Source organism: Rhodoblastus sphagnicola, from assembly GCF_002937075.1.
Lineage (GTDB): Bacteria > Pseudomonadota > Alphaproteobacteria > Rhizobiales > Beijerinckiaceae > Rhodoblastus > Rhodoblastus sphagnicola.
Genome location: NZ_NHSJ01000040.1, coordinates 1 through 14,589, shown reverse-complemented (window position 1 = coordinate 14,589; position 14,589 = coordinate 1). Strand labels below are relative to the sequence as shown.

At 64.5% G+C, this 14,589-nt stretch carries 15 protein-coding genes; 11 read left to right on the top strand and 4 right to left on the bottom strand.

Features of this window, described 5'->3' with window-relative positions:
* Positions 1-127: 127 nt before the first annotated feature.
* Positions 128-808: a glycosyltransferase gene (locus CCR94_RS05845; RefSeq protein ID WP_104506947.1), complete on the bottom strand. Its 681-nt coding sequence runs from the start codon at positions 806-808 to the stop codon at positions 128-130.
* Between the two features lie 191 nt (positions 809-999).
* On the opposite strand from CCR94_RS05845, the gene fliF reads away from it, so the two are divergent.
* From fliF to CCR94_RS05815, 6 genes are read left to right on the top strand one after another with little or no spacing between them, the layout of a single operon-like run.
* Entirely contained in the window at positions 1,000-2,637 is a 1,638-nt protein-coding gene (gene fliF, locus CCR94_RS05840) for a flagellar basal-body MS-ring/collar protein FliF (RefSeq protein ID WP_104506946.1), read from the top strand.
* Positions 2,634-3,386, top strand: coding sequence for a hypothetical protein (locus CCR94_RS05835; RefSeq protein ID WP_104506945.1), 753 nt, complete (start codon positions 2,634-2,636; stop codon positions 3,384-3,386). The genes fliF and CCR94_RS05835 overlap by 4 nt, the downstream gene beginning before the upstream one ends.
* Complete coding sequence (locus tag CCR94_RS05830; RefSeq protein WP_104506944.1) at positions 3,383-4,570, top strand: MotB family protein; 1,188 nt, start codon at positions 3,383-3,385, stop codon at positions 4,568-4,570. Before CCR94_RS05835 ends, CCR94_RS05830 begins: the two co-directional genes overlap by 4 nt.
* Positions 4,567-6,234, top strand: coding sequence for a hypothetical protein (locus CCR94_RS05825; RefSeq protein ID WP_104506943.1), 1,668 nt, complete (start codon positions 4,567-4,569; stop codon positions 6,232-6,234). The genes CCR94_RS05830 and CCR94_RS05825 overlap by 4 nt, the downstream gene beginning before the upstream one ends.
* The gene (locus CCR94_RS25905; protein ID WP_104506942.1) at positions 6,231-8,105 is read left to right on the top strand and encodes a flagellar hook-length control protein FliK; all 1,875 of its coding nucleotides are present in this window, start codon (positions 6,231-6,233) and stop codon (positions 8,103-8,105) included. The genes CCR94_RS05825 and CCR94_RS25905 overlap by 4 nt, the downstream gene beginning before the upstream one ends.
* Positions 8,098-8,655, top strand: coding sequence for a transglycosylase SLT domain-containing protein (locus CCR94_RS05815; RefSeq protein WP_425332314.1), 558 nt, complete (start codon positions 8,098-8,100; stop codon positions 8,653-8,655). Before CCR94_RS25905 ends, CCR94_RS05815 begins: the two co-directional genes overlap by 8 nt.
* Here CCR94_RS05815 and CCR94_RS05810 read toward each other — a convergent pair.
* Entirely contained in the window at positions 8,652-9,098 is a 447-nt protein-coding gene (locus tag CCR94_RS05810) for a hypothetical protein (protein WP_104506940.1), read from the bottom strand. The two genes, CCR94_RS05815 and CCR94_RS05810, sit on opposite strands and share 4 nt — an antisense overlap.
* A gap of 223 nt (positions 9,099-9,321) precedes the next feature.
* Between CCR94_RS05810 and CCR94_RS05805 the strand changes: the two genes are divergently transcribed.
* Positions 9,322-9,993, top strand: coding sequence for a response regulator transcription factor (locus CCR94_RS05805; protein ID WP_104506939.1), 672 nt, complete (start codon positions 9,322-9,324; stop codon positions 9,991-9,993).
* Positions 9,994-10,094: 101 nt separating this feature from the next.
* On the opposite strand, the gene CCR94_RS05800 is transcribed toward CCR94_RS05805, so the two are convergent.
* Together CCR94_RS05800 and CCR94_RS05795 are read right to left on the bottom strand one after the other, a co-directional pair.
* Positions 10,095-10,541, bottom strand: coding sequence for a pilus assembly protein PilZ (locus CCR94_RS05800; RefSeq protein WP_104506938.1), 447 nt, complete (start codon positions 10,539-10,541; stop codon positions 10,095-10,097).
* A 13-nt stretch (positions 10,542-10,554) separates the two neighbouring features.
* Complete coding sequence (locus CCR94_RS05795) at positions 10,555-10,881, bottom strand: hypothetical protein (protein ID WP_104506937.1); 327 nt, start codon at positions 10,879-10,881, stop codon at positions 10,555-10,557.
* 164 nt (positions 10,882-11,045) lie between these two features.
* Here CCR94_RS05795 and CCR94_RS05790 point away from each other — a divergent pair, with 164 nt between their 5' ends.
* The 4 genes from CCR94_RS05790 to CCR94_RS05775 all read left to right on the top strand — a co-directional run bounded on the left by CCR94_RS05790 (position 11,046) and on the right by CCR94_RS05775 (position 14,305).
* A complete protein-coding gene (locus tag CCR94_RS05790) occupies positions 11,046-11,426 on the top strand; it encodes a hypothetical protein (RefSeq protein ID WP_104506936.1) in 381 nt (126 codons plus the stop codon).
* An 86-nt stretch (positions 11,427-11,512) separates the two neighbouring features.
* Positions 11,513-11,785, top strand: a complete 273-nt coding sequence (locus CCR94_RS05785; RefSeq protein ID WP_104506935.1) for a hypothetical protein — start codon at positions 11,513-11,515, stop codon at positions 11,783-11,785.
* Positions 11,782-12,576, top strand: a complete 795-nt coding sequence (locus CCR94_RS05780) for a DUF1217 domain-containing protein (RefSeq protein ID WP_104506934.1) — start codon at positions 11,782-11,784, stop codon at positions 12,574-12,576. The genes CCR94_RS05785 and CCR94_RS05780 overlap by 4 nt, the downstream gene beginning before the upstream one ends.
* A gap of 127 nt (positions 12,577-12,703) precedes the next feature.
* Positions 12,704-14,305, top strand: a complete 1,602-nt coding sequence (locus tag CCR94_RS05775; RefSeq protein ID WP_158254642.1) for a tetratricopeptide repeat protein — start codon at positions 12,704-12,706, stop codon at positions 14,303-14,305.
* Positions 14,306-14,589: the final 284 nt, after the last annotated feature.

Here is a 14,589-nt window from a genome sequence, read left to right as displayed (position 1 = left end):
ATTCGAAGCTGGCCCGCTCGAAACATACGGTTTCCGCGAGATCGCTTCGCAACCCGCGAAAACAGCTCGCGCGGAATTCCGCGCGAGCGGAATACGAAATCAACAATGAATCATTCTTGATTTCGTATCAGTCGCGCCACTTCTCCAGATAGCTCTGATAGCCCGCGCGCCATTCCTCTCCGCCGAAGCCGCCGCCGCTGCGGTGAATCACGCCCATCGGCGCGGCGGCCATGCTGAGGTTTCTCTCCTCGAACTGGCGGCAGATATCCATGTCGTAGAAATGGAACTTGAACTGTTCGTCGAACCGCACGCCATTTCTGGAGAAGGTCTTCTTTTTCGCGGCGAGCAGCACGCCGTCGAGCAGCTTCAGGGGTTGGAACACGTCGCCGTAGACGTCGAGATTGCAGGGAAAGCCTTCGCCGTGACCGACGATGCCGCTCAGGTTGGCGCGATCGTCCCAGGTCCAGTTTTCATCCACGAAAGCCCAGGCGGGCTGGCGCGCGACCCGGCGCTTGTTGCCGGCGAGACCGATCACGTCGAACTTGCTCAAGCCCAGCATCAGCTTGTCGACCCAGAAGAAGTCCGCGATCATCACGTCGTCGTGGACGAAAACCAGGATTTCTTCCTCGTCGATCGTTTCCGCGATCGCTTCATTGTAGCAGACGCCGAGCCCGCGCTTGTTCTCGAAGAAGAGTCGCGATTTGACGCCAAAGGCCGCATAGGTTTGCAGGCAGCGGCCCAGGGCGGAATTCTGGAAAAAGCTCGCCTGATTGTAGCGCGTGGCGCTGACGATCGTCACCGGCAACATTGCATCCCCTTGGTCTGTCCGAATCCGCCGGGACGTGGCCCAGCGTGGCCATGATTGAATGGCGCCGAGCTTGCGCCAATCCTGCGCATCCGGCTCGGGTGCGACCTTTCGGAAAAGTTGCTTCAAAACCTCCGCGCAAGTTTGGGCCGCGATGATGCCAGTGCAAATATGACCCCGCACCGGAATCAGGAATGAGCGCCCGAGAACAAGTCGACCGTCTGTTGTCAAATCTGCTTGCGCTCGGGCCGCGCCGCCTGTCGCTGCTGGCTGCGATCGGCCTCATCGTGTTTGGCATGATCGGCGGCGCCGGCTATTATCTTAGCCGGCCCACCAACGATATTCTCTATGCGGGCCTCGACAAACAGGACGTCTCCCGCATAGGCGCCGCGCTAAAAGAGTCGGGCGTCGCTTTCGACGTCTCCGCCGATGGCGCGACGGTCTATGTCGCTTACGGCGACACCGCCCGCGCCCGGATGCTGCTGGCGGAGCAGGGGCTGCCCCGCTCCGGCGGCACGGGCTATGAATTGTTCGACAAGCTCGGATCGCTCGGCCTCACCTCCTTCATGCAGGAGGTGACGCGCCTTCGGGCGATGGAAGGCGAGCTGGCGCGCACCATCCAGACCATGCGCGGCGTCAAGGCGGCGCGGGTGCATCTGGTGATGCCCGACGAAGGCTCGTTCCGCCGCGCCAAGCAGCCGCCGTCCGCCTCCATCGTGCTGCGCACCGAGGGACAGGACAATGCGCTGATCGCGCAGGCGGTTCGCCACCTCGTCGCCTCCGCCGTTCCCTCCATGACGGTGGACCAGGTGACGGTTCTCAACGTCGATGGCACGTTGCTGGCCTCGGGTTCGGACGGCGTCGACGGCGGCCCGACCAAGATGCTGACGCTGGAGAAAAACGTATCGACGGAGATCCAGAACAACATCCGCCGCACGCTCGCGCCCTATCTCTCCTTGCGCAATTTCCAGATCAGCGTCGCCGCGCGGCTCAACACCGATCGCAAGGAGACGACGCAGACCACCTACGATCCGGAGTCGCGCGTCGAGCGCTCGGTGCGCACCATCAAGGAAACGCAGAATTCTCAGAACACGTCCACGCAGTCGCCGACGTCGGTCGGCCGCAACGTGCCGCAGCCCAGCGCCTCCTCGGGCGACGGCAAGCAGGCCAACGAGGAAAGCAACAAGAAGGAGGATCTGACCAATTTCGAGCTCTCCTCCAAGATCACCAACACCGTCTCGAACGGCTACGCCGTAGAAAACCTTTCCGTCGCCGTGCTGATCAACAAGCAGGGCATCGTCTCGACGCTCGGCGACAAGGCGACGCCGGAGGCCATCGACAAGCAGGTGGCGGAGATCGAGCAACTGGTGTCCTCCGCCGCCGGGCTGCGCAAGGATCGCGGCGACGTAATCAAGATCTCGGCGGTGGATTTCGTCGACAGCGGCAAGGAGCTTGAGCCGGCGCCGCCGCTGCCGGTCGTGGACGTGCTGCTGCGCCAGTTTGGCAGCATCATCAGCGCCCTGGCCCTGCTCGGCGTCGCCGCCCTCGTCGTCTTCGTCGGCCTGCGTCCGGCGACGCGCGCGCTGATCGACATGCGCGAGACTCTCGGCGGCGAAGGCGCGCTCGCGCTCGCCGGCGGCGCTGGCAGGCCCGATGGCAGAATCGAGCCCAATCTGATCGGCGACAGCGCCGAGGAACAGGCTCTGCTCGAAGACCTCAATGCGAAACGCAACCGCAGCCCGCAGAAGAGGATGGAGCAGATGGTGGACCTGGATGAGGTCCAGGCGGCCGCGATCCTGAAACAATGGATTCGTCACGGAGAGCGCGCATGAAGCCGGTTCCGTTCGCCGAGTATCTGGCGCGCCACCAGGCGGCGGCCGCACCGGAGCCGGAGGCCGCTCCCCCCGCGCCGTCGCCATCCTGGCCGCCGCCGCGAAAGCGCACAGCGGATGAAAAGGCGGCGCGGATGTCGCCTCTGCTGCGCAGGAGCGAAACGCCGGACGCGCGCCAGGACGGCCGCGTGGAGCCGCGTCTTGCCGATCCGCGCCCGACCCCGTCGCAACGACTCGAGCAAAGCCTGCTGACGGCTTTCGAAGAGGGACGGGAGGCGGCGCGCCGGGAATTGGCCGAGACGCGCGCCGATCTGCGCGAGGAGGTCGAGGCGCACGCGGCGCGCGAGCGCCGGAAATGGGTGGAAACCGAGGGCGAGCGGTTGTTCGAGGCGCATCGCGCCGCGCTCGCCGATTTCGAAACGCGCTGCGCGCAAATCGTCGCCAACATTCTCAGGCCGTTCCTCAACCAGGCGGTGATCACCCGCGTCACCGATTCCCTGGTGGAAAATCTCGAAGTCCTGTTCGCCTCGCGCGCCAACGTCTTGTTCGAAATCAGCGGCCCCCCCGATCTGCTCGACGCCTTGAAGAGCAAGTTCGAGGGAAGGTCCGCGTCGATCTCCTATGCGATGAGCGACAGCATCGACGTGCGCGTGCGCGCCGAGGACACGATCATCGAAACCCAACTTGCGGCCTGGATGCAGGCTCTGGGCGCGCTGCCGCCTGACGGTGAGCAGGAGGGCGGTTCGTGAGCGAAGAGGCCGAACAACAGGAAATCATCATTGTCCGCCGCCATGGCGGACACGAAGAGGGCCATCACGGCGGCGCCTGGAAGATCGCCTACGCCGACTTCGTCACGGCGATGATGGCGTTCTTTCTTGTGCTGTGGATTCTCAATTCCACCAACAAGGACAGCCAGACCATCATCGCCCGCTATTTCAATCCGGTGAAGATGGAGGATTTCGCCAAGAACAAGCGCGGCATCCGCGACGAAAAACCCGCCGACGACAAGCCTCCGGTCAATGAGGGCGAGCCCGACAAGGCGCCGCCGCAGGGACAGAAGGAAGGCAAGATGGAGCAGAAGGGCAAGGACCCCGTCAAGGACATCAACGCCAAGGCGCTGATGAACGACGAAACCCTGTTCCAGAATCCCTATGCCGCGCTGGAGCAGATCGCCGGCAAGGCCCCGGTGGAAAAGAAGAACGGCAAATCGGGTTCAGCCGCCGAGACCGGCTCGGCCGACGCCTATCGCGATCCGTTCCGCGCCGCCGAGGGCGCCGCCGACGACGCCGAAGAGGCGGCGGACGAGGAGGGGCCGATGACGCCGCCCGCGCCCGCCAAGGCCGAGACGCCGCCCAAGGATGGCGAAGCCGCCAAATCCGGGCAGAAGGGGAAAGCCCCGCCCACGCCGGCCGAGCAGGCGGCCCAGGCGGCTCAGACAGCGCAAGCCGCGCAGGAAGCGGCGGTCAAGGCTGACGTGGACGCGCTGCAAAAGCAGATCGCCGCCGCCGCCAAATACGAGGTTGGCGACAATCAGCCGAAACTCGACGTGAAGGCGACTTCGGAAGGCTTGCTGATCAGCCTGACCGACAACGACAAGTTCGGCATGTTCGAATCGGGATCCTCGGCGCCCAATCCGAAGATGGTGCATCTGATGGAGCGCATCGCGCGGATGCTTTCGAAGCGGCCGGGCGACATCGTGCTGCGCGGCTATACCGATTCGCGGCCGTTCCGCAACGGCGCCGCCACGGACAATTGGCGGCTGTCGGCGTCACGCGCGGAAATGGCGCAGTTCATGCTCATGCGTGGCGGTCTCGACGCCGGGCGCCTCGAACGCATTGAAGGTTACGCCGACCGCAAGCCCGCGAATCCCGCCCAGCCGGAGTCGGCTGAAAACCGCCGCATTGAAATCCTGTTGCGCAAGGCGCCGTCATGAAAATCCCGAAGCTGAAGTTCTCGCTGCCGAAACTCGCGCTGCCCAAAATTTCGCTGCCCAAAATTTCGCTTCCCAAGATCTCGCTGCCCAAGCTTCCGCTGCCGAAATTGCCGCTGCCGAAATTTCTGAAGAAGAAGGCGAAGGTCGAGGACGAGGCCGAGCTCGAGGCCGAGGTCGAACTCGCCGCTGTCGCGGTCGAACCGCCGCCGCTGGAGGACGACGAACCCGGCGAAGACAAGCCCAAGGGCAAGGGAGTCCTCCCAAAGCTCAAGGGCAAGGCCCGCGTGCTCGTTCCGGTCGCGGGCGTTGTTCTCCTCGCCGGCCTTGGGGGCGGCGGCTATTTCGCCTGGCGCATGGTCAAGGGAGCGCCCGAAGTCGTGGCGCAGAGCGAAGCGGGGCGCCCCGCCGCGCCGGAGGCAGGCCGGAAGGCGGAAGCCGAGGGCGCGAAGCCGGAAGGACAGCCGCAGAGCGTCGAAGCGCATGGCGAGAAAGCCGCGGAAGGCGGTCATGAAGGCGGCGGCGGCGGCGGCGAGAAGGTCGCCATCGTGCCGCTGCCGCCGCTGCCGCCGCCGAGCGAAATCGAGATCATGGTGCGCCATCTCCAGGACCTTCAAGAGCAGGTCTCGGCCGGCGACAGCGCGGCTTTCAAGGAAATGCCCAAGCACCTGCGCAAGCTCGGCCGCGCCATTTTCGATGCGCCGCCCGAAACCTGGGAGAAGAAGGAAAACACCCAGGCGCTGATTTCCTATCTGCTCCGGGGCGGCAATCCGGAGGCCGGGCGCAAGGCGCTCGCGGGGCCAAAATTCTTTGGCCGCGACGCGCCCATCGCGAAGGCGGCGATCGCCTATCTTGAAAATGTCGAAGGGCCCGACCGCGATTTCATGCTCACGCTCGATCCGCTCGCGCTCGATCCCACGCTCGGCCCGTCGGTGGCCTTCGTCCAGTCGATCCTGTTGAGCCGCGACCGCGCCGCCGCCATCGCCAAGCTCGACGTCGCGCGCCTGCTCGCGCCCGGCGGGCTGGTGGAGGAAGCGGCGTTGCGCCGCGAGGTCGGGCTGCTGGCGGAAGACCGCCAATATGAGCGCTTCGCCGCGCTGGGACGGCAATATTGGGCGCGGTTCCGGGCTTCGCCCTATGCCGAGAATTTCCTGCGCCAGTTCATGCTCGGCGTGGCGCGCGTCGCTTTGTCGATCAAATTGGAGGAATGGAGCCAACTCGACGGCTTCGTCGAAAGCCTCACGCCAGAAACCAAGCGCAACATCTATCTGACGGTGGCGCAGAACGCGTCCGTGGTCGGCAATGTCGATCTCGCGACGATGGCCGCCGGCCGCGCGCGCGAGCTGAGCGCGGTGGATTCGGCGGAGCGGCAGCGCGCGACGGTCTATGGCGCGCTGGCGGCTGTGGGCGCCGCGGACTCCGCGCGCAGCGGGCATCTGCTCGACGGCGTCGATCGCGCCCAATTGCCGCCGGGCGACCAGCCGCTCTACGACGCGGCGGCCTACGTGTCCGGTCGGGTGTTCCGGCCGCCGGCGAGAGGGTTCAAGGACAAGCCCGCCGGCGACGCCAATACGACGGACGCCGATCTGGAGCGGGCGGAGAAACTCTTGAAGGACGGCGATGCGGTGATCGCCAGCGCAAGGAAAACCATGGCGAGGGAGAAATGACGACCAGTCTGACGGCGGCGGGACTGACGCAAGACGCGGGCGGCGCTCTGGCGATGTCGCGCAAGGGGTCGCGCAACGCGACCTCCGATTTGGCCGCTTTCGACGCAACGATGGCGCGAAGCTCCGACGACGCGCAACCGCGGGGCGACTCCAGCGCCGATGCGTCGGCGCTTGCGACCGCGGGGGGGAACTCGGCCGCTTCGACCGGCGCGACGACAAACGGCGCGACGCCACAGGACTCACCGGAAAAATTTTCAGCGCTGGGGGCGGGCGACCGCCTCGCCAGCCGCATGGCCGCCGCCTGGCTCGACTCTTCCGCAACGACATCGTCCCAATCCTCGGTCGCCCAATCCTCGGTCGCCAGCGACGCTCCGGCCTCGACGACGAGCCAGACATCCTTCACGCGCGACCCTCTGGCCGCGTTGCTGGCCGCCGACGTCGGACAGAGCGGGGCGACCGAATCGCCAGGGACGACGACCGTCTCGTTGGGCCAGACTGTCTCCGCCCCCAGCGCTCCGCCTCAGACGTCCGACGCCGCCGGACAGGGCGGGGCGGTCGCCGCGCCGCAAACCGCGCCCTCGACCGGAGGCGCGACACAGGACGCGAAGGCGCCCGTCGCCTCCGATGCGACGTCCGGCGCGCTCGCCTCCTCGGACCTTGCGGCTTCGGCCAATTTGGCGGCGTCGATCGGCGCCCGATGGCCGCGCCCCGCCTTGACCTCCACGACGGCGGACGCCGCATCTTCCAAGCCGTCCTCCACGACGGCGCAGGCCGACGCGCCCACGCGCCGACCGTCCACGACGGATGACGCCAGCGTCGCCGAAGCCTCGCAGCCCGCCGCCACGCAAACGGCGCCGACAGACCTGCTTTCCGTCGCGGTTCAGCCGGTCGTCACGCCGCCGGACGTCGCGGCGCAAGTCGCCCAGACGCTGGTTGCTTCGCCGCCCGTCGCCGCCACGCCCGTCGCCGGCGCTTCCGCAGCGTCGCCGTCCAGGACCCCGTCGGCGCTGCAAGAGGATCCCGTGGCGCGCATTGGCGCGGCGCTCTCCACACCCGCCAGCGCCACCCCCGACAAGACGCCGGCGCGCGCCGCCGCCGCGCTTCCGGAGCGGGACGCCGACACCGTGTCGGTTCATGTGGTGTCGCAGCAGAGTTGGCTGCCGCCGGTCGACGCCAACCTGAGCGGCGGCTCGCAATCGCATCAGCAGCCCGGCAAGGAAAGCGAAACGGGAAAGCCCGCCGAAACGCAGGCCGCCGGCGCCATCGCGCAGCCATCCTCGACGGCGAATTTCGCCGCGATGGCGTCCAGCTTCGGCGTGTCCAGGGCGATAAACGGCTCGGACGCGGCGGCGCCCGCGTCGACCACGGCTTCGGCCGCCGCCTCGGCGCGTCCGGACCCGTCGTCCACGCCGACGCCCACGCTGCGCCGCGACCTCGAAATCACCCTGACGCCTCAGGATCTCGGCGGCCTTTCGGTCAAGCTGAAAAGCTCCGGCGACCGTCTGGAGCTGGCTTTTGTTTCGGACCGTGGCGAAACCGCCCGCATGATTTCGGACAAGAGCACCGCTCTGGAGAACCAGTTGAACAACGCCGGCCTCGGACTCGGGGGCGTTGCGATCAGTTCGAGCGCCGCGGGCGACATGTCTGGCGCCCTTGCCGGCGGCGGGCAGGGCGGGCAGGGGGCCGGGCAGAACTCTTCGCAGGCGTCGGGCGCTTCCCAGGGCAATGCCAGCGGCCAGACCGACGGCAATTCCGAATCGACGCGGCAGAGGCAGAATTCCTCCGAGCGCCAAGGACAGGACAACAGCAGTGACCCAGTCGACCACTTGCGCGATCCGCGCCCTGCCGGCGATCGCGGTCTTTATTTGTAGCGCGCTCCTTGGCGTGTCCTGCGCCAGCGCAGCCTGGGCGGAGCCGAAACTCGGGTCATGCGAGCGGGAGATGGCGCGCGCCGCGCAAGCGGAAGACGTCCCGCTCGCCGTGCTCTATTCGGTCGGCCTGACCGAAACCGGCGCGCGCGGGCAGTTGCAACCCTATGCGATGAACGTCGACGGCGTGGCGGTCTTCTCCGCCAGCCTGCCGGAGGCCATGGCGAAGTTCGACGCGGCCAAGGCGCGCGGCGCGAAATTCATCGACATCGGCTGCATGCAGATCAACCATCGCTTCCACGGCAAGAACTTCGCCTCGCTCGCGGCCATGTTCGACGAACGGCTCAATGTCGCCTATGCCGCCCGCTTCCTGAAGGAGCTCCGCGCGAGAGAGCCGAGTTGGACCCTGGCGGTGGCGCGCTACAACGCCGGCCCGGACAATAATTACGCACAGAAGAAATATGTCTGCGCCGTGATTTCCAGCATGGTGCGCAGCGGTTTTGGCGGCTGGACCGACAATGCGCGGCGCTTCTGCGCGCCGGGCGGCGCTTAGGCTCCAGGAAGGCTCGACGCTTCGGACAGGGCGCGATCGATGGCGGCGTTGACCCGCGCCATCAGCCGTTCCGCCTCGGCGCGGTCCTCGGGCGGAACCCGGTCGGGGTGGGCGGCGAGCGCGAGCGCGCGGCGCAGCCGGTGAAGCTCTGCGGCGCCGCGCGCGGCCGAAATGCGTTGGGATATCTCCGTGAATCCGGGAATTTGGAAGCCGGGAATGTGGCGATCGGGAATTTCGCGCGCGGGCGCGCCGGGTTCCGGTTGCTGCTCGGCATAGGCGCTTGCGATCCCCGTGGCGGGGCAACGCCGCTCCGCCGCATCGGGCCACAGCCGCGCCACGCCCACGATGGGGCGAAAGAAATCGCTTTTCGCGTCCTCGTCCAGCGAAGCGAGGATTGAGGCGAAATCGCCGTCCGGGCGCGAAAAGGCGGAACGTGAACGCATGGGATGCAACCTAAGGTGAGGCGGCGCGCCCCCGAGCGCCGAATGAAGCCTGGCGAGAATGCGTTTGAAAATATCAACGAAAACATAATGGAACGATCATAGCTTGGTCAATTATGGCACAGCCTCGGCTGTTCTTAATGCTTCATTAACCATATTAACACAACTTATACGTGTGCTCGCAAGGGCGCACGAACGGAAATGATTTTCGGAAACGGGGGATGGCATGTTCGTCATTGTTGATGAGCGCGATATCGTGAAGACGGGTTACGCCACCAGCTTCAATCGCGAAGGCGTGGCCTCGACAGGCCTGCGCCCGGACGAATTCGAGGAGTGGGTGTCGGGCGCGGGCAAGCCGGATCTCCAGGCGGTCGAGGCGTTTCTCATCGGAGATTGCACCAATCGCGAGGCCTTTCCGCGCCTGATCCGCGAGCGTTGCGTCGCGCCGGTGATCGCGCTCAACGATTCGCCGTCGCTGGAACAGACGCTGGAGCTGTTCGCCGCCGGCATGGACGATGTGGTGCGCAAGCCGATTCATGTGCGCGAAATCATGGCGCGCGTCGGCGCGATCCGTCGCCGCAAGGAAACGTCTCCCGAATACAAGGTCGTCGGCGAAATGCGCGTCTATTTCGATGGACGCGATCCCGAAGTCGGCGGAAGCGCGTTGCCGCTGCCGCGCCGCGAGCGCCGCATCCTGGAATATTTGGTGCAGAACCAGTCCAAGCGCGTCACCAAGACCCAGATTTTCAACGCCATCTACGGGCTGTTCGACGACGAGGTCGAAGAGGACGTGGTGGAAAGCCACATCAGCAAGCTGCGCAAGAAGCTGCGTCACCGCCTGGGTTACGATCCCATCGATTCCAAGCGCTATCTCGGGTATTGCCTGACACTGAACTGACCGGGACTCCCCCGATCCATCAAAAGGCCGCGTCTCCCCCGCGCGGCCTTTTTCTTTTGCGCGGCGTTCCTTCCCAACGAAGGCTCGCGCGGGCGAAAATTCTAATCCTTGATGGCGTAGAATTTTCCGCGCAGCTCGATGATCAGCCGCCGTGTCGCGGGCACGGGGCCGCCCGGCCGCGCGCGGACGCCCACGGTGTCGTGACGCCGCCAGATCACGCGGAAGGCGTGAATGCTCTCGCTCTCGTCGTCGAACAGGTGGAAGATCTCCGGCAATTCGCAATTGTGCGCCAGGCGCAAGCGCAAGCCGCCCGCCGAACGATCGAGAATGGACGTCTCCACCAGAAAGCGGTTGGCGCGGTCGAGAATCTTGCCGGAGCGCAGGCGCGTCCGGCGTCTGGGCGCGAATCGGCGCTCTCCGGGGAACGCCGCCGGCCCCGTCGACAGCACGGTGTAAGTGACATCGCTGCGGGGCTTGCGGCGGAACAGGTCGAAGAGGGAGGGGCGGCGGAGCGGAATCTGCTCGGCGATCAATTCGCGCGGCGGCATGGGGCCTCCTGTGTCAGGCCGCTGACGGCAGGCGGCGCAGATCGGCCAGGGCGCTGCGCATCATGTCGATTTGCAAATCGTCGGCCTTGTCGCCGATCGTGTCGCGGGCCAGGTCGTCCCAGGTCTTCAGCTTGGCGACCACGTCGGCGAAGCTGAGCGCGGGCTTTTCGGCGATGGAGCGCTTGAGCGCGCCGATCAGGTCGTAGGCCGACTGGCGCTGCGCGTCCGGCAGCGGACCGGCGGCGGCGAATTGCATTTCGAGCAGGCGCAGGCGCAGGATCGAGGGGCTGTCCGCAACGGCGGAAATGTCGTCCGGCGCGGAAAAACTCGTGGCGATCATGGAGCGGTCCTTGCGGCGGTTGTGACGGGTTCATCCCGTGCTCGTCCCACCATTGAACGTCAGAATCCTTTTGCGAGGCTTTCGCGCGGACTCGCGCGGAAACGAAAGCTTCGCGCCAGTCTTGGCGTGGAAAGTCCTCAAAGCCAACGGGGAGGACTGATTCGATGCCGCACGAAATTCTCGAGTCCATGCGCGCTTTGCGCGAAGACATGCGCCAACGCCTGCTACAGGTTCCGGAATATCGCGCGCTCGTCTCGCTTGATCGCTCCATCGATGAGCTTTGCGCCATTTTGCAGGAAAAACTGGTCCAGGAGCCCTTGCGCGCCGAATATCAGCCGCAGGTCGCCGCGCCCGCGCCCATGCCGGTCCACGCGCCGGCCCCCATCGCGGCGCAGGCGCCGCTGGCCGCCGAAGTCGCGCACCCCCGGTCCGGCGGCATCGCCACCGCCTTCGCCGAAACCCTGGCCGCCAAGATCGACCAGCGCAACCTCGCGCGCGCCTCGTCCGTCTACGCGCCGCCGACTCACCGCAATCTAGGCGGGTGATCTGACAAATTTTCCCGCTGGAGTTGAAAATAAATTAACCCGGAAAGCGGAAGCTCCGTCCAAAATGCGCAGGACGGACGCCCGCAATGGAAGATATCATCAATCGAATCGAATCGATTCACCGCGCCCTGCGCAGCGCGCCCAGGCAGGAGCAACGCGATGAATTGGCTGCCGAAAGTCTGGCGCTATGCCTGCGCGACCTCCACGCCATCGTCGCCCAATCGCGAGCGGCGGGACGGGCGCGGCGGCCGAGCCTTCGGCTCATCGACTGCCAGGGCGTGACCGAACCGCCAGTTTCACGCCAACGCGAAGGCCTGCGTTCGCTCACGCAGGATCATGCCGTGGAGACGCCGTCATGAGCACGTTTTCTAGTTACTTGCAGATATCGACCAATCTCAGCCGCTATCAGAAGTTGACGGCGAGCGATCCCACCGTGTCGCAGGCGACCAAATATTATCAGGCCAATATTGGCTCGGTGACGAGCGCCGCCGCTCTGGTGAAGAATACAAGGCTGTTTAATTACGTGATGACCGCTTTCGGTCTGAGCGACATGACCTATGCCAAGACGCTCATTCAGAAGGCGATGGAACAGGGCACGAGCAGTTCGAAGGCCCTCGCCAATACGCTGAACAATCCCAAGATCAAAGCCTTGGTGAATACGTTCAATTTTGCCGCCAATGGAGCCGACACCACGACGCAGACCGCTGTGTCTCAGGGCGTTGTCGACAAATACGTGACGCAGACGCTGCAAACGAACGAGGCGAAAACCAATCCTGGCGTTGAACTGGCGCTCTATTTCCAACAGAACGCTTCCAAGATCACGGACGGCTATTCGATTCTCGCTGACAAGAAGCTCCTCACCGTTGTCCAGACCACCCTCGGGATTTCATCCTATACGTCATCCAGCAACATCGACCGGCAGGCGGCAACGTTCGACAAGCTGCTCAAATATTCGGATTTCACGAGTTCAACGAAAGTCCAGAAGTTCCTCGAACGCTTCGCGGCGCAATATGATTATCAGAACCCAAACGCCGACGCGTCTTCATCCAGCAACCTGGTGACAAGTCTCTTCAATTCGACGAGTTCCAGCGGTTCAGGGATCGGTTTCGATCTCCTGATGAGCATCAACACTTTGAAACTCGGCGGCTAGAGCATATTCAAGCGAAGTGGACACCGGTTCGCGTTAAGAAAATGCGTTAAAACAAAAATCGAAAGCTTTTTCATGTTTCCACGAAACGTGAAAAAGCTCTAGCTATTCAATGGGAGAACCGCGGCGCATGACGCTTCATTTGGGCAATGCGGCGATCCGCTCTGACAATGACGCAGCAGACGATCTTTATCAGGCGGGCTTGCGCGAGCAAGCCGCAGGCCGCCTTGACGCGGCCATCGCCCTTTTCGACCGGGCCATGAGCCTCAGGCCGGAGTTTCCGGAGGCTCTGTGCTCTGGCGGCTATATCTTGCAGACTAAGGGCCATGCGGCGGCCGCGCTCGCTTTCTATGATCGCGCCCTGAGCCTCAAGCCCGATTACGCCGTCGCCTGGTTCAATCGCGGCTGCCTGCTCATGGCGCACAAGAACTATGAAGCGGCGCTGGAGAGTTTCGACCAAGCCTGCGCTTTGAAGCCCGGCGACGCCAATTTCTATTGTAATCGCGGCGCCGCTCTGGTCTCGGTCGGGCGCGCGGCCGAAGCCGCCGAGGATCAGAAGCGCGCGCTCGCGCTCAAGCCGGACTTCATCAAGGCCGCGCTCAATCTTGGCAACGCGCTGATGCGTCTTGGCGCCTATGCCGGGGCGCGCGACGCCTATCGACGCGCCATCGAGCTTAAGGCCGATTACGCCTCCGGCTTCGCGGGTCTTGGCATCGCCTTGAAGGAATTGGGGCAATTCTCTGAAGCCCTGGAAGCCTTCGATGAAGCCTTGCGCCTCGAACCGGATTCCGACGAGGCTCTGGCCAACAAGGGGTGCTTGCAGCTTTTGCTGGGGAATTTCGCCGCCGGATGGGAAGGTTACGAACATCGCTGGTTCAAGGGCCAACGTCTGACGTTGATTTCATCCGCGAAATTCGATCTTCGCGCGCCCGCGACATTGGCCGGTCGGAAAATTCTCGTCGTCAATGACCATGGCCTCGGGGATACCATCCAGTTCTTTCGCTATATCGTCCTGCTGGCCGAAGCGGGCGCCGAGGTGACGTTCGCCTGTCCCGCCAAGATGTGGCGGTTGCTCGATTCATCGGGAGCCAAGGTCGCCTGGCGCGACGACAAGGATCAGTCGGGCGATTTCGACGCCACATTGTCCCTCAGCAGCTTGCCCCGCGCCTGTGAAACGCGCTTGGAAACGATTCCGGCGCCGGCGCCCTATCTGCGCGCCGAACCGGACCGCGTGGCCCATTGGCGGGCGCGCATGTCGGGCGAAGGCGTGAAGATCGGACTGTGCTGGAGCGGCAGCAGCGATTTTCGCGTCGATCCCCGGCGTTCGATCCCGCCGGTTCATCTGGCCCCGCTCGCCGAATTGCCCAACGCGCGCTTCTTCAGCTTGCAGAAGGAGGATGTCGCGTCTCCGTTTCCGAAAGCGCTCGAAGGACGCTTGATTCGTTTTGACGGTATCGACTCCGGTCCGGACGCCTTTATCGATACAGCCGCCATCATGGCCAATCTTGATCTGGTCGTGACCTGCGACACATCCATCGCCCATCTCGCCGGCGCGTTGGGCCGTCCGGTCTGGGTCGCGTTGAAGCACATTCCGGAATGGCGCTGGATGCATGCGCGCGCGGATTCGCCTTGGTATCCGACGATGCGGTTGTTTCGCTGCGCCGACGGCGACGATTGGACAGCGCTTTTCAACGAAATGACGCCGGAAATCCGGAGAAAGTTTCCCGGTTGATGTTTGGGAAGAGGTGACGTCTGGCTGAGGCGCCGACGTCAGGCCCTTGTCCGCATCGCCCGCAAGGATTTTTCGATCCTGAATAACAATATGATTTTACGAGATTAAATCCTCTGGCTTGCGTCGCCGTCCGGCCGGGTGGCGAGAAAAGTCAAAAAACTGTCTTGACGGTTCCGGTTTGGAGGTCCTATACAGCGGCCATCGACGGCGTCGCCGCGGACTTGCGGCGGGCGCTGACGCGTCTTCAGATGAACCTTTGAGGGGTTTTGACCGGTGAGGTAGCC

What these genes read in the sequence shown, in the direction of transcription:
- CCR94_RS05800 (WP_104506938.1), bottom strand. Translation starts at nt 10,541, where the DNA reads ATGCCGCCGCGCGAATTGATCGCCGAGCAGATTCCGCTCCGCCGCCCC.
- fliF (WP_104506946.1), top strand. Translation starts at nt 1,000, where the DNA reads ATGAGCGCCCGAGAACAAGTCGACCGTCTGTTGTCAAATCTGCTTGCG.
- CCR94_RS05795 (WP_104506937.1), bottom strand. Translation starts at nt 10,881, where the DNA reads ATGATCGCCACGAGTTTTTCCGCGCCGGACGACATTTCCGCCGTTGCG.
- CCR94_RS05805 (WP_104506939.1), top strand. Translation starts at nt 9,322, where the DNA reads ATGTTCGTCATTGTTGATGAGCGCGATATCGTGAAGACGGGTTACGCC.
- CCR94_RS25905 (WP_104506942.1), top strand. Translation starts at nt 6,231, where the DNA reads ATGACGACCAGTCTGACGGCGGCGGGACTGACGCAAGACGCGGGCGGC.
- CCR94_RS05780 (WP_104506934.1), top strand. Translation starts at nt 11,782, where the DNA reads ATGAGCACGTTTTCTAGTTACTTGCAGATATCGACCAATCTCAGCCGC.
- CCR94_RS05825 (WP_104506943.1), top strand. Translation starts at nt 4,567, where the DNA reads ATGAAAATCCCGAAGCTGAAGTTCTCGCTGCCGAAACTCGCGCTGCCC.
- CCR94_RS05845 (WP_104506947.1), bottom strand. Translation starts at nt 808, where the DNA reads ATGTTGCCGGTGACGATCGTCAGCGCCACGCGCTACAATCAGGCGAGC.
- CCR94_RS05775 (WP_158254642.1), top strand. Translation starts at nt 12,704, where the DNA reads ATGACGCTTCATTTGGGCAATGCGGCGATCCGCTCTGACAATGACGCA.
- CCR94_RS05785 (WP_104506935.1), top strand. Translation starts at nt 11,513, where the DNA reads ATGGAAGATATCATCAATCGAATCGAATCGATTCACCGCGCCCTGCGC.
- CCR94_RS05835 (WP_104506945.1), top strand. Translation starts at nt 2,634, where the DNA reads ATGAAGCCGGTTCCGTTCGCCGAGTATCTGGCGCGCCACCAGGCGGCG.
- CCR94_RS05810 (WP_104506940.1), bottom strand. Translation starts at nt 9,098, where the DNA reads ATGCGTTCACGTTCCGCCTTTTCGCGCCCGGACGGCGATTTCGCCTCA.
- CCR94_RS05790 (WP_104506936.1), top strand. Translation starts at nt 11,046, where the DNA reads ATGCCGCACGAAATTCTCGAGTCCATGCGCGCTTTGCGCGAAGACATG.